The organism is Novosphingobium sp. GW835-FHT14H07 (assembly GCF_058793515.1).
Map to the genome: position 1 here is coordinate 1 of NZ_JBXAFX010000045.1, position 14317 is coordinate 14317.

Annotated in this window: 10 protein-coding genes; 4 read left to right on the forward strand and 6 right to left on the reverse strand. The window is 61.1% G+C overall.

The features are described 5' to 3' along the window. Positions 1–218 (forward strand): hypothetical protein (locus AC1Q5P_RS20990; protein WP_492519942.1); only part of this gene is annotated, 218 nt, incomplete at its 5' end. Positions 219–255: 37 nt separating this feature from the next. On the opposite strand, the gene AC1Q5P_RS20995 is transcribed toward AC1Q5P_RS20990, so the two are convergent. Then, positions 256–2334, reverse strand: a complete 2079-nt coding sequence (locus AC1Q5P_RS20995) for a ParB/RepB/Spo0J family partition protein (RefSeq protein ID WP_481135808.1) — start codon at positions 2332–2334, stop codon at positions 256–258. Positions 2335–2611: 277 nt separating this feature from the next. Here AC1Q5P_RS20995 and AC1Q5P_RS21000 point away from each other — a divergent pair, with 277 nt between their 5' ends. Continuing rightward, positions 2612–3253, forward strand: coding sequence for a hypothetical protein (locus AC1Q5P_RS21000; protein WP_481135807.1), 642 nt, complete (start codon positions 2612–2614; stop codon positions 3251–3253). Between the two features lie 340 nt (positions 3254–3593). Here the strand turns inward: AC1Q5P_RS21000 and AC1Q5P_RS21005 are convergent, their stop codons facing one another. Continuing rightward, positions 3594–7808: a strawberry notch-like NTP hydrolase domain-containing protein gene (locus AC1Q5P_RS21005; RefSeq protein ID WP_492519943.1), complete on the reverse strand. Its 4215-nt coding sequence runs from the start codon at positions 7806–7808 to the stop codon at positions 3594–3596. 204 nt (positions 7809–8012) lie between these two features. On the opposite strand from AC1Q5P_RS21005, the gene AC1Q5P_RS21010 reads away from it, so the two are divergent. Beyond that, complete coding sequence (locus tag AC1Q5P_RS21010; protein WP_481135805.1) at positions 8013–8336, forward strand: helix-turn-helix domain-containing protein; 324 nt, start codon at positions 8013–8015, stop codon at positions 8334–8336. Further along, complete coding sequence (locus AC1Q5P_RS21015; protein ID WP_481135804.1) at positions 8333–9595, forward strand: type II toxin-antitoxin system HipA family toxin; 1263 nt, start codon at positions 8333–8335, stop codon at positions 9593–9595. Before AC1Q5P_RS21010 ends, AC1Q5P_RS21015 begins: the two co-directional genes overlap by 4 nt. A gap of 176 nt (positions 9596–9771) precedes the next feature. Here the strand turns inward: AC1Q5P_RS21015 and AC1Q5P_RS21020 are convergent, their stop codons facing one another. The 4 genes from AC1Q5P_RS21020 to AC1Q5P_RS21035 all read right to left on the reverse strand — a co-directional run bounded on the left by AC1Q5P_RS21020 (position 9772) and on the right by AC1Q5P_RS21035 (position 14262). Next, complete coding sequence (locus AC1Q5P_RS21020) at positions 9772–11814, reverse strand: ATP-binding protein (protein ID WP_481135803.1); 2043 nt, start codon at positions 11812–11814, stop codon at positions 9772–9774. Next, positions 11814–12293: a hypothetical protein gene (locus tag AC1Q5P_RS21025; protein WP_481135855.1), complete on the reverse strand. Its 480-nt coding sequence runs from the start codon at positions 12291–12293 to the stop codon at positions 11814–11816. The genes AC1Q5P_RS21020 and AC1Q5P_RS21025 overlap by 1 nt, the downstream gene beginning before the upstream one ends. 1 nt (position 12294) lies before the next feature. Then, positions 12295–13197: a hypothetical protein gene (locus AC1Q5P_RS21030; RefSeq protein WP_481135854.1), complete on the reverse strand. Its 903-nt coding sequence runs from the start codon at positions 13195–13197 to the stop codon at positions 12295–12297. 201 nt (positions 13198–13398) lie between these two features. After that, a complete protein-coding gene (locus tag AC1Q5P_RS21035; protein ID WP_492519944.1) occupies positions 13399–14262 on the reverse strand; it encodes a DUF7146 domain-containing protein in 864 nt (287 codons plus the stop codon). Between the last annotated feature and the right edge of the window lie 55 nt (positions 14263–14317).

A 14317-nucleotide genomic window follows, 5' to 3' on the forward strand; every position in this document is an offset into this window, starting at 1 on the left:
TGAGACCGCATACGTTGACGCAGACTGATCAGAACACTTCAAAATCCCCCTTGCAGACGGGGCGGGCCATACGTTTTCCAGGGCCGCCGCCAGGGCATTGTGCCGGCCTCGATCCGTGCAATGATGAGATTGGTAATTTCCTGCGCGACATCGCGCTTTGGTCCGCGGCGCATCGGCATTTCCCTTCTTGGAAGAAAAAGGCCCGGTCACTCGAGTGAGCGACCGGGCCAGGACATCAGGAGGAGGGTGAGGCGTTCAGGCAGCCACTGCCGAGTCTTCGGCGGCGCCTTCGGGTTCCTCTTCGGCATCCGACAGTGCGTCCACCCCCTCGATCGCGTCGATGTCGGCCGTGCCGTCTTCGGAGGCGTCAGGATCAGCGCTTTGTGCGCCCTCCGGCATGGCCGCACTGAACTTCATGGCCTCGGGCAGCCAGGCAAGGGCGGCTTCCTTGACCTCCTGCTCGATGATCGCCTTGCCGGCGAAGATCGTCTCGCACGTCTTGGCGAGGTCCGCCTTCTTGGACGCCGCATAGCGTGCTGCAAGGTCACTTCCGCCAACCTCGGTCAGCGCAGCGAGGCAGGAGGTTTTGCTCACCCGGTCGAAGAAATTCTCGGCAGTCGGCCGCCACAGAGCCGCAACGTCGACATCGAGCATCGACCCAAGCACGGCATGAACCGGATGATACTCGGATCCATAGCCCTTCTTGGCCTCGAGCGAGAGCGCCACCGCATAGGCAAGCCAGGCCGCCTTGGCGTCATCTTCGAGGTCGCGGAAGGCGATGAAACGGGCCGCAACACTGCCCTGCTCTTGCCATGCCTTGTCGAGACCATCCTCAGCCTCGGCGAGAATGCCCTCGGCCGCTGATTGCGGAACCTCGCCGGTCGCAGGATCGCTCGGCCGTCCCGCCTTGATCGAGGTGCCCTTCCCCTCATAGCTGCGATTGTCTGCAAGCGCGAAGATGGCGAAATCGAGGGCAAGCCCCGGATCGCCGATCAGGCAGGCCGAAAGGATATTGCGGCGCTGAACGGCGAGTTCGTCGAACAGCCTCGCGCTGATCGGCTTCTCGCTTCCAGGTGCGATCGCCTCAGGCCGTGCGGGAGCACCGCTTGCGCGGCTCCCTGGGGTCGGTGCCGGCTCTTCTGCCGTCGCGGTCACATTGCCTTGGTCATCGGTCTCGAACGACAGCCGCTTCTCGCTGTAGTAATCGGCCTCGAGAACCATCTCGCCCCGGGTGGTGAGCACGAGGAAGCGCCCGACTTCACCGCGCCATTCTTCGGGCAGCTCGCGAACCGGATTGTTGAGGTCGCTGCGTTCGGCATCAAGAGCCTCGTACTCGGCCTCGAGCTTTCCGAAATCGACGTCCTCTTGCTCTTCACCTTCATCGAAGATCGCGTTGATCTCATCGATCCGGGCATCGATCTCGTCGATGCGGGCGCGCGCCGTTTCCGAGAGGGGCACGGGCGGGAGCCGGACAGCGGAGACGCCCATCTCGCTGCGCGCCTGCCAGGAATTGCTTGCGGCCACCGGGCTGATCCAGGCGAGACCGGTCTCCGAGGTCAGGCGCTCGGCTTCCGCTTCCATCTTTTCGGAGGCGAGCCGGTGCGCGATCTCGATATCGATCCAGCGATCCTCGCCCGCATCGCTGAACAGATCCCGCTCGACCTTGCCGCCGGCAGCCACATAGGCATCTTCGCCGATCAGAAGCGCGATAGGGTCATTACCGCGCATCGAGCCGGTGGCGACCATGCGGCGAATGGCATCGGCGCTGGGGTTGTAGGCATGGCGCATCTGCTCGAAGACGCGCATCTGCACTTCGTGCTGGTCGGTCGCAGCATAGGCCTTGGCGATTTCGAGGGTGATGTCGCCGGCGGCGAGAGCCTCGAAGATCGGCACTGCCAGATTGGCAAGGCGCAGCCGGCCTTCGACGAACCGCTGGGTGAGTCCGAAACGCTTGGCCACGGCCGCGATATCGCTGCCTTCCTTGATGAAGTGCTGGAAGGCGCGGCATTCTTCAGCCGGAGACATGCCCACCCGCTGGAAGTTCTCGGCGAGCGAGGCTTCGCCCGCGGTATCTTCGCTACCCTCGAGCAGCTTGCATTCGACTTCGGCATCCGCAGCCCAAGCACCGCGATCGATGATCATGCCAATAGCGCGCAAGCGGCGGCCACCGGCGATCACCGCATACTGGCCGCGCTTCTTGCTCTTGGTCACCAGCAGGTTCTGCAAGAGCCCGCGGGCCTCGATGTCCGCAGAAAGCTGCGCATCTTCTTGGTCGTTGCGTGTTTTGCGCACGTTCGCATCGCTCAGATAGAGCTTGGAAAAGGGAATCAGCATCTCTGTCACTCCTGATCTGCTCCCGGCCATCACCGGGGCACAGATCCCCTCCCCCTTCCCTTGTTTGTCAGGTTCAAGCAGGCCTTAGGGTTAGTGGTTTTCACCCCTGCGGATGACCAGCGTGGCATGCTTCTTCAACAGCGATCAGCCCGGCACAGCCTACTGCGAAGGCGCCGCGATGCGGCGAGCTCCCCGTCCGAGGCCGGACGCAAAGATGGTCTTGTGCTGCGGTCGATAGCTGTCCAGAGGCACATGCTTAGTTGCTTAGAGGTGAGCTATGAGCCGCATACAATTCGTGAGCCTTTGCATGTTTTTATCGGCCTGCAACAGCGAAGCAGCAGCTTTAGGAGATGCCGCTAGCAATGCATCTGGGCCGTCTCTAGCTGAGGAAGTAATCGAAAAGCCCGCGCCTCATAATGTTACTAGCCCATCACCAATGAACTTAGCGGCTCAAGCTCTTGAGAATCAACTTAGTTGCAGAACACTTCCCGAAGCCGCGATCGCGATAAGAGCGATGTTGAAAAATAAGATCATCCGCGAGATCGAAGGAGGCGGAGACGGCTCGGTCGTGTTCCAGCCTACAGCATCAATGAGGGTTTTTGACTTACCAGTTGTAAGCGTGACTGGCTGGCAGATGGACGATAATGGCGCGATGAAGCCGTTTTATCGCGGCCCCGGCACTGCGCCTCCCAATTTTATTTCAGTCAGCGTTCGGGCTACCATGGATGAAGCGAAGGCGGCAGTATTGCGAAGGGGCTTTCGCGAGGAAAACTACGTCGAAGATCACACGCCAGGAGCTCCTACGCCTTATAGGCGAATATCGGGAGTAAGCTTTGAGGAAGGCGAGGCATTTGAGGATGCACCGGGTGTGGTCACCCTTACGTGTCGTCGCGGGCACCCTGGGGAGCGAAACCCGTAAAGCCGTCTTGGGAATCTACCTCTCCTCGCAGCAGAAAGGCTCTTACGTGCACGGTCCCATGGCCGTCCGATCGGAGGTGATCAGGCTTGGCCCGCCAATCAGTCGATCCCGCCGCTGTCGGTCCACTCGGGCGAACATAGATTGACGGCTTCCGGCAAAACCTGCTGTCGAACACGTCACGCGCCCAAGGGGGTAAGTCCCAATTCTCGCCAATCCGTGCGGCGCATGTGGTGCCCATTAATAGGAAAGTCGCTGACCGGTCATTGCGTTTCCGGCGAGGCGTGAAGCGTTAGGCCTCATCCGAGGAATTCGGCATCGCTGTTCCCAATATTTATGTTTCTTATGCTTGAAACAGCGCGCCGACGACCGACGGTGCTTCCTTCGTCGGAATGAACACCCTTGTGCGGAACGAAATGATCTCGGTGAAACAGCCGATGCTCTTCAACCAGGGTAGCTGATCGACAGGGGCGCCAACGATCTCGTAGCGCTGCTCGTTGGCGACCCGCGAGGACTTGATGGTGGCTTCGAACGGTTGCTTGATAGGGATCGTCCGATGCTCGCCGAGCGCCTTGAGGATCGTTTGCTCCGAGAGTTCGACACTCGAGGTAATGTCGAACTTCTGCAAAAGGTTTGCGACGTCGAGCTCGTGAACGATGCGGCCGAGCCAGCTGCGTCCCTCCTCATCAACGATTCGCCTCACTTCCAGATAGTCGATCGGAAGGCTCGACCATATCGGCAGCAGCAGTCCTGTGGCTAGGTAGATCTTCTCGGTTGTCAGCTTCTCGGCCAGCTCAGCAACTTCGGCACACCAGAGTTGCTCGAAGGTCTCCCGAGGACATTCCGCCCACGCAGACTCGGCAAGATCATCAAGGTGATGGTATTCGCGGCGCAGCGGTCGGTGGAGAATGACGCGGCGGATCAGGTCGCCCCGATCGGTCATGAAATGCCGGGACGGCTCAGCCAGCGCCGCCCTGCCGCTCTTGGTATTGTGCATCAGCACGCACCCGTCCGACAGGTCGAGGCGCTGCTTCACCCTTTCCAGCGTGATTGGCCGGGTACGCGTCCTGAGCGCGAGCTGGAGGAGGTGCGAGGTCGCCCCGGTCCGTGCATCCGTCCGCAGCACAATATCTTCGATGACGTCGGCACTTTCGACCTGGATCGTTTCGACGCCCACATCGAGAGAACCGGCCTCACGCGCTGCGGAAACCCGGGCTTCAACGAGCCCGAGAAATTCATCGAAGATTGCGTTCTGCATACCGATCGGCAGGGCAAGAATCCGATTGAGCCACCGCTGGATAGGGGGAAGGTCTTCTTCGAGCACCCCATCCTGGGAGACGATCGTCAATCCACTGCGGCGCTCGAAGTCGGACAAGGTCACGCTCTTGAGCTTCCCGTCTGCCAGAAGGGCGAACCAGCTGGTGAGCGCGGCCTTGGCATAAGGGCTTTCGAGATTGTCCGCTGGATCGAACAGATTCTGACCACCGGTCTGGCGCTGGCCACGCGTCAGTGCGCCAAGGCTGTCGAGACGCCGCGCGATCGTGCTGGTAAAACGCAGCTCACCTTTGCAGTTGGTCGTGACCGGCCTGAATAGGGGGGTGTTCGCCTGATGGGTGCGATGGGTGCGGCCGAGGCCCTGGATGGCCCGGTCAGCGCGCCAGCCCGGCTCTAGAAGGAAATGCACCCGGCGCTTCTGGCAGGCTGCGTCGAGGCTGGCATGGTAGGAACGCCCCGTTCCGCCTGCATCGCTGAAGACGAGAATGGGTTTGCGGCCATCCATGAACTGGTCGGTCTCCGACTGGTTCGTTCGGGGGGAACGGGTCTCGAGGCGCTGGCTACCATCGGCCTGAGAAATGAGGCGCTTTGTGCGCCCGGTGACTTCTGCGACCTTATCCGTCCCGTAGTGTTCGATGATCCCGTCGAGGGCTGGCTTGATTGGCGGCATCGCGCAAAGATGCTCGATCAGCTCGGCGCGCCGGGCGATCGCAGCCTGGTTGTGCACGGGGCGGCCGTCCTCGTCGAACATCGGCGTCGAACGGGTAGCACCGGTGTCGTCGGTGTAGAACGTCATCTGCTGGGTGGGAAAAGCTCGCTCGAGGTATTCGATGACCGCATCAAGCGGGCTGAGATCAAGGTCGAGTTCGGCCCGCTCTTCGGGTGAAAGGCTGTCGAGCCTTCGGTCGAGGATGCTTTCGGCGGTCGAGACCAGCTGAACCACGACCACGTCATCCTGGTCCAGGTGCTTATTGATGGCGCTGATCAGAGTCGGGAGCTTCATCGAAAGCAGCAGCTGGTTGAAGAAGCGCTGCTTGGTGCTTTCGAAGCGGCTGCGGGCTGCGGCCTTCGCGCCGCCGTTCAGCGTGCTGCCGTCGATCTCGTCGACCACACCGGTCAGCGCGAGCGCCTCCTCCATGTTCTGGTGAATAATCGCCCAAGCATCCGCATAGGTGTCGTAGACAGCGATCTGCTGGGCCGTCAGGTCGTGCTTGAGGATTTCGTACTCGACCCCGGCAAAGCTCAGCGCCCGTGCCTGGTAAAGCCCAAGGGCCTTAAGGTCGCGCGACACCAGCTCCATCGCAGCGATGCCACCTGCCCTGATCTGGCTGATGAAATCCTCGCGGTTGGCAAACGCCGTTCCTGGTCCCCAAAGGCCGAGCCGAACCGCATAGGCGAGATTGTTGACTTCAGAGGCCCCGGTCGCCGAGGCATAGAGCACGCGGGCCTTGGGCAGATGGTTCTGGAGCATGACGCCGGCGATGCCCTGCTGGGAACCTGATTTGCTCCCGCGGGCGCCCTCGCCTCCTGCCACCCCGCCCATTTCGTGGCTCTCATCAAAGGCGATGACACCTTCGAAATCCGCCCCGGCCCAGTCCAGCAATTGCTTCAGGCGGGTCGCATCCTGCCTCTGACTGCGCAGCGTAGGGTACGTGACGAAGAGGATCCCCTCGCGGAACGGCACTGGCTGATCGATTTTCCAGCTGGAGAGCGGTTGAATGTCGGCAGTCATCCCGCCGATCGCGCTCCAATCCCGGCGCGCATCTTCGAGCAGGCTCTCGTTCTTGGATACCCAGATCGCCTTGCGGCGTCCGGCTAGCCAGTTGTCTAGAATGCAGGCGGCAATCTGTCGGCCCTTGCCCGCGCCAGTGCCATCACCGAGGAAGTAGCCCTTGCGGTAGCTGTGTCCGTCTTCGGCCAGAGTGAGAGCGACACCTTCGTCAGCCGGGACGAACTTGCCCGGCAGATACTGCTGCCAGGCATTGCCGGCATAGATCACCGTCTCGAGCTGCGCTTCCGAAAGCAGGCTTTCTTTGAGGATGCGGCCCTGCAGGCTGGGGCAATACTCCGGCACCGGCGCTGGTATGGAGCCCATGGCCACACTTTCCACCAGCGGGGTCGGGTGCGCCTTTGCACCATCGATGTCGATCCGGCTCGGGCGGTAGGGCAGATAGACACCGGCCTGCTCGCCCAGAGGGCGCGGCGTTGCCAGGCTGCGAAAAACAAGCGGCGATATCGATGGCGCTTCGATTACGCGCGGTTTTGCCGCAGGCGGCTTTGCACTTGTGCGCATCGCCTTGAAAAGCGTGCCGGGCTTGGTCTGCTGCCGTGCGTAAATTGGTGAAGCCTCGCAAGGACCGACTGCCCGCTTCACCACTGCAACCGCCGCGGCAATCTCGGCGACAGTCGATCGAGCGAGGATTGCAGGACGTATGTTTCCGGGAACCTTGTCGATCACGTAGAGGCGAACCGGCACGCTGGTCCCCTGCTTGTGGTAGCACCTGGCAAGGCGGCAAGCTGTTTGCACCGTGCAGTTCTCGAAAGTCTGGTCATAGATTTTCGAGAGCCTAGCGCTGGTGGTGAACCAGTCCGGCATGATAGCGACAAGTCTGCCGCCAGGAGCCAATCGACCGAGCGCGGCGCGCAGATGGCGGACAGCAGCGAATTGATCGACGCCCCTTCCCTCCGAACGGGAGAACGGGGGGTTCATGAGAATCAGGCTGGGGCGCAGCGAAGGATCCAGCGCGGAAGCCAGCATCGCACCGTCGATCCCGGTAAGCTTGGCATGTTTGAACAGCAGAGCGAGTTTCTCACGGCGTTTGGGATCAAGCTCATTGAGGTGTAGCTGTCTGACTGTCGGTAGGCTGGCCACGAGCGCACCATGTCCCGCACTCGGCTCCAGCACGATGTCGTCTGGCCGGGGCTGCGCAAGGACAGTCGCGAGTGCCGCAAGATCGGCGGGCGTGGAGAACTGTTGAAACCGGATCTGGTCTTCGCTCCTGACCGTATGGGTTGGCAGTTGCTCAACCAGAAGACTCAAAGCGGTGATGTCGTCCAACCGCACCGGAGCAGGCGACCTCAAAAGGTGGCGGGTCATCCCTGCTTCGAGGAGATCATAGGCATCACGCTGTGCCCAGCGGCCTTCAGCCGAGCTTCCGCCGTAGAGGCGCTTCATTGCGTCAAAGAGCGACATCTTGGTGAGCGATCCACCGGCAAGCTCCAGCGCGACTTCGTCGAAGGCCTGATCAAGACGGGTGTCGAACTGGGTGAAGAGATCGGTCATGCGCTGCTCCTGATGCTGATGCGCATCAGAGCATCCCCCTCCCCTTCCGCCCCGACAGCGTGGGCGCTTGGAATTGCGCAAAAGGCGCAGACCAAGGTTCAGCTAGGAAAAGCGGCCGAGATTTAGCCAGGTGGCAATAGAGATTCTCGGGCCAAATATGGCCCATAATTTGACTTTGCGAAGCTTATCGGCCATATATGGCCCATGCTACTCACCCTCCAGGATCAGCTGACGCACCTCGGTAAGCGGATCAAGGCCCGCCGCCTGGCTCTCGATCTTACCCAGCAAGCGGCAGCTGCCAGAGCAGGCGTGGCCCACAGAACATGGCGGCGGATGGAAACCGAAGGCAGGGCATCCATCGAAGACCTTGTTCGCACTGCCATTGCACTGCGCTGCGATGAGGGCATTGTAGCGCTGTTCCCGCAAGTTCCGGCGACCAACATGGATGAACTGCTTGCACAGCAGCGCCAGGCAGCCAAGCGGCAGCGCCAGCGTGCCAGCGGGCGCTCAGGCGGAATTGACTCATGAAGCTGGCTCCGGGAACGCCCCTGGCGGTTGGACTGCTGACCGACGAGACTGTAGCGCCGCGTTCTGTCGGCAGGCTGGCAATGGCCAGCGGATTGGCTCAGCTCGAATGGTCGGCAGAGATCATCGCTGCGCGCCTTCCGATTGCTCCGCTGCACTATCCGGCTGAGACAGGCCTGCACCCTGCCCGCAGCCGAATATTCGAGGGCCTCCACGGTTTCCTTTCAGACTGCCTGCCCGACGCCTGGGGCTTGCTGCTTTTGAAGCGGCGCCTTCAAAGGATGGGTCACCGGTTCGAAGACCTTAATGCGGTCGACCGGCTTGCCCTTGTGGGCACGAAAGGTCGGGGCGCCCTCGTCTTCCAGCCCGACACGCTTGGTTTCGAGGCTTCAGGTACCATCGATCTCGATGCTCTGGCTGATGAGTCCCGCCAGGTTCTGCTCGGCGAGGAGACAGAACTCGAAGCGCTGCTGGCACGCCTGGGCGGCGGCTCGGGCGGAGCGCGGCCGAAAGTTCACGTGGCGATCGACGCGGACGGCAAGCTTTCCGCCGGAGACGAGCTCGCTGCAGCGGGAAGCAAGAACGCGGGTGAGGAATGGATCGTCAAGTTTGCAGCGACCAATGACCCCACCGATATCGGGCCGTTGGAAGAGGCCTACGCCCGGATGGCCCGCGCCGCAGGCATCGATATGGCGGAGACGCGATTGATCCCGGCGTCGAGCGGTCCGGGTCATTTCGCGACAAGACGCTTCGATCGACCGGCACCGGGCAAGCGGCTGCACATGGTGAGCCTCGGCGGAGCGCTTGAAGCGTCGCCGCATATGCCCAGCGTCGACTACGACGGGTTCCTGAAGGCGACTTTGGCCATCACCCACAGCATGGCAGACGTCGAGCAGGCCTTTCGGCGCATGGTCTTCAACGTGCTTGCGCGAAACCGTGACGACCATGTTCGCCAGCACGCCTACCTGATGGACGACCAAGGGGACTGGCGGCTCGCGCCCGCCTTCGACCTCACGTTCTCAAACGGCCCCGGCGGCGAGCATTACATGGCCGTCTTGGGTGAAGGTCGCACCATTACCCGTGAGCATGTCGAGAAGCTCGCAAAGGTCCATGGGGTTTCGCCGAAGCGCACGGCTTCCATCGTAGACGACGTGCGTGCAGCGCTTTCCAACTGGGCGTCATATGCGCGTGACGCGGGGGTCGGGATATCTATGGCTCCGGTGTCAGAGGGTTTAGGTTTGGTGGCGCAAGAGTTTGGTTGAGGGTGGCTTGGCTAACCGAAAGCCGACAGTCCCCCGCAGAGGCAAAATCCAACCAAAAATTGCCGTTCCGGTGCGGTTTCGCAAATGTCCGCTTACGCCAAATCCGATCATTCGAATGCTGGACGCGGAATAGTTGGCCGCTCGCGGTGCGGTTTGAGGCGGACGCCGAGTACTTGTCAGGAACCGGCATCGACCGATATCGGTGCGATCATCTTTCCATCGAACACCAGCAGTTGGCATTCGATTCCCTCCAGGAATCCCTTCACTTTCGATAGGTCCTCGCTAGTGGCGATGAGGATTTGAGAACGCCCATTCGCTATCCTGGACGCCTCCGACAGCAGCTCAGCGACGCTCGCCTCTGCCGCCTCCTGCTGTCGGGGTTCGTCGAAAACTACCAGACCTGGATGGTTGGTCGTGCCGCCATGGGAAACGTCCAGCAGCCCGAGTTGATAGGCCCACTTCAGTCGAACGCTGTCACTAGCGGAAAGCTCAAAGCCGATCTCGAAGCCCTCTTTCTCCGGCCGGTAACTGTCATGCGACAAAGTGAGGTCCTTCGCCGGGAAAGTGCCGAACCCATACTTGACGAGCTGGGACCGGATCGAGGTCTCCAGCTTTGACAGCTTGCCGATGTCCTCGTCGCTCAGCCTCGCCTCCGGCAGGTCGGCGCGTTCGGCCAGCATATCCCGCCAGGCTCGTGCCTGCTCGCTCAACGCATCAAGCTGCTGCTCGAACCGCCCCAAAGTGTCGCCGATGCGAACTAGTTCCTGTTCGAGCCGAAGTCGTTCTTCGATGAACGCCGCAGACGCGGCATGTGAAGGAGCGATCAGATCGGACTTCAGAGCGCGTAGACGTGCCGACTTACGTCTGACTTCCTCGCCCGTCGATACCAGTTCCAGGTCTAGTTCGCGGATCATGGCGACCGAACGATCGGCGAGCCGCTTGAACACCTTCCTCTGGGCGCTGAGGTATTCAATATTGTCCTCAATGGACATCACCGACTCCAACGTCCCCTGTGGCAGAAGCGACCGATCGATCGCCTGTTCACACGTCGGACAGTGGTTGGGGTCGAGCTCGCGTGAAAGCGTGGAGCCAAAGTTCTGGAGCTTTAGAGCGTCCTTGTTCTTCAGAAGGTCCTCCTCGAGCTGGGCGATCCGCTGTGCGGTCGACGCCTGCTGGACGAGTTCGGCCTGTCGATCCCGGAAAATCGTCGACCGTTCCGTGTTCAATGACATGATCTCGGCGCTGAGTGCCTCGGCCTCCGCCGCCGCGCCTTCGACTACACCTTCCACCTCGGGGATGGATTCGTTCTCGAGCGTCTCAAGCTGCTCCGCCAGAGCCGCGATGCGCGTCTGCAAGCGCAGCCATTCGCCGTTCTGCTGGTATTCAAGATAGGCGGTTTCGACATCGCTTCCCAACACGGTCGGCGCCATCGGCAGGCGTGCGGCTCTGAACCCCGATGCCGTGGCAAGCGCAACGATTGTATCGACGGATTTTGCCCAATCGGTCTTTGCCGCGCCCATGCGCAGTTCGAGGTCCTGACGCCTAAGCTCCATGTCGTGGGTATCGAAATTCATCAGAAACTCGACGCTTCGCCGGTGGACTTCTCGTATCCTGAACTGAGTCGGTATCGCGCCGGGTATCGCGGTCCAACCCACCTTCTGCTCGACGAAGAACAGCGGGAATAGGGTTTCGACATATAGCGGGCAGTCGCCGCCATCGAACCTCTTCACCATCGGCAGGTTCCAGCTCATGAACTCAGCCAGGAGCCGATGGAAGCCAGCCTCCCGCTGAGCGCCGCCAGCGTCCATCACGAAGTAATCTCGGCGGGCATAGTCGCCGGGGCCTTCGGTCAGCTCCGGGCCACCAATGACGCTTATCAGCCGTCGATCACCTTCGGCGATTACGTTGCGCCGCACCGTCATCATCTGACCACTGGCGTTCTCAATTTCTACGGCGACGTACGACTCGAGGATTTTGTGCTCGACCCCGTTGGCGGGATCCTGGACGTATTCCCGCATCGCGTAGGAGAGAGGGATCTCGCGCCTCGGGCTGAGCATCTGCTCAAGACCTAAAGCATAGAGAAACGCGTGGAGGACAGTCGACTTGCCGGACGTGTTGGGCGCGTGGAGAACGGTCAGTCCGCCGTCAAGCCTGACGTCGGTTCCGTATAGACCGCCAGTCGTTTCAGCGCGCAGCCTGATATGCCTGATGCGGAGCATCAGAATGCTTCCATCTTCATTATCCGCTCCACCACCTGCTCCGTCGTCAGCTTGCCGACGTCATCGAGAAACGAGGCTTCATCCTCGAGCAGCTTCTCCTTCCGGATCGCCGCCACCGCCTTCTTGCCTTCGTCGGACAGCGCCAGGGCCTTGCCGTCCCGAACGTGAACGAGCCCGGTGGCGGCGGCGAACGCCGCTGCCCGGTTTACCCAAGGCTCGATGCGGACCGAAAGGTCAACCGGCCCCCTACGCCTCGCAAGGACCTCACGCATCTGCTGTCGCGATTTAGCCGTGCGGCTCAAATGGGCGAGGAAATGAACCTTCTGCAGACTGCAACGCTGCCCGCGTGACGACGCCAGAACGAGCAGCAGCAGCGAGACGCCCCAACCAAGGCGCAGGTCGCCTGGGATCGGCTCGGGGCGCTGTGTCACTGAGAACTCGCCGGTCAGCTTCGACCGGATGCGATTGGCCTCTTCCATATCAGTCGAGCTTCAGCGGGCAGCGCATGAGCCAATCGCTCACGGCACCGAGCGCGATCGTGTCGGCCGTGCCGGGATCGAGGTTTGGAACTGCCGCCAGTATCGCGGTCTTCAGAGAGTCGATCTCGGCGTCCAAGGGGTCGCCGACAAGCCTGCGCGATCCGAGCCGCAGTCGCCTCAACCTTTCCGAGATCAGGCGGACAACGTTTTCATAGGCGTCCGGCGCCATGGAACGCAGCGCGTCCTTTGCATTCTCCGATTGAACGAACACGCGGAGCAGATCATCGACGACGTCCTCCAACTCGCCGGGGTCCGACACACGTTTCACCATTTTGGCGCGAAGATTGTCAGCCAAGCTCTGATCCCCGTCGGATACTGCCGCAACGTCTTCGTTTGTGGGCTCCGGCACTATCGGGCGGATGCGCTTCCGCAGAAGCATTCTGTGATTCCACGTGTCGGCATCGAAGGTCTCCCGATCCTGAATGATGATCTGGAAGTCGTCATCGACATACGGCAGTTTCTTCGCCCTGACCTCAGCCGCCTTCTTCGCCGCGTGCTCGACTACCGCTTTGCTGTCGTGCAGCGGCACGGCCAGTATCCAGCGCTTGATTTTCTGGCCCTTCAGGATGGCCGCCGCACCGCCGTTCGGATCGCACAACTTCTTGATGTCGGCCGTGATCTTCAACTTCTGCTTGTCCGCACGTACCGCGACGTCGACCGGCTCCTGGACGGCGTAGCACTGATACGCGAGCTGCTCGTGCAGGCAGATGAAGTCGAGCCCGCAATCACCGAGATGCTTTGCAGGGACCTTCTGAACGTTGTGTGCGCCGTGTTGCGCCTGGAGCAGGTGAAGGACATGGCCCTCCCACTCGTCGCCGTCCCAGATGTCGGATTCGCCAGCCAAACCCTATTAGTCCCCGTCCCATGAAAATGCTGGCCCAGCAGGCGCCGTTCGAAGATCCAGAATACTCGGTTATCCAACGAAATAGCCCCCGAACACAGATTTATCGCGGTGCATTAGATACGCAACCACCGATTGTTGGCTCCTGACAAGAGCCGCCTTTCCGCCAAACGCTTTAGAACGGCAGTTTTGTCCCACCTTGCGTCATACGCCGATGCTACTGCCCCGACGGTGGATCCATTCGTTGAACTCCGCCCAGTCGATGCCAGAGCTTGGAGACCTTCGCGAAATTCGGAGGCCGGGTCTGGCGTAGGTCTTGGTCGCTTGATGCGCTGCCTTCCGTCCAGGTGCATCGTTGTCCTGGGCAATGATCAGCGTGCTGAGGTGCTGAGGGAGATGTAGGAGTGGCAAGCGAGCCGCGCCCATGGCCGCCCAGCAGGTTACGCCGGTTAGACGGGTGAAGGCGGCCGCGTCTTCGAAGCCTTCCGCAATTGCCAGCATCCCATCAGACAATGTTGGTTGCCATGCCCCCTGCCCGCAGCTCCCCAGCAAGAACTTGCCGCGATGTCGGCCTGATCTAGGGTCCAGGATGATCCTTTGAACCGCCACAAGCCGGCCTAGGTCACGCACGGCCACAAGCAGGGCTTGATGAAACGCAGTGTTTGGCTTTCGGCCAAGAGGGCACCGCGGATGGAACCGGATGTCGGGAAGGTCCGGGAGCAGAAATCTGCCAACGAGATAGCGCTCTCCCAGCGTTCCATGAACGTCGATCGCATCATCCCACAGGCGCTGAGCCTGTCGCCTAGAGTCAAGACTTGGAGCTGGACGGGGTTCGATCCCTCGAACTCGATCTGTACCCTGCAAGGCATGCATGATGTCCCGTGGACTGCAGCCAGCAAAACAATGGACGAGGATCCCTGATATGCCTTGGCGGATCGATAATGAGGGCGTTTTGTCGTCATGAGCAGGGCATCGGCACATGGCGTAAGAGCCGTGCCATGTGCCGCGCAGAGCTGCGACAAGGTTGATCGTGTCCTGAGTTGGTCGGAGTGCGGATTCCGAGGTCATCGCGCGCACTGTTCCGATTTGATCGCGCGCGGCATTCCGAGGTGATCGCGCGCAG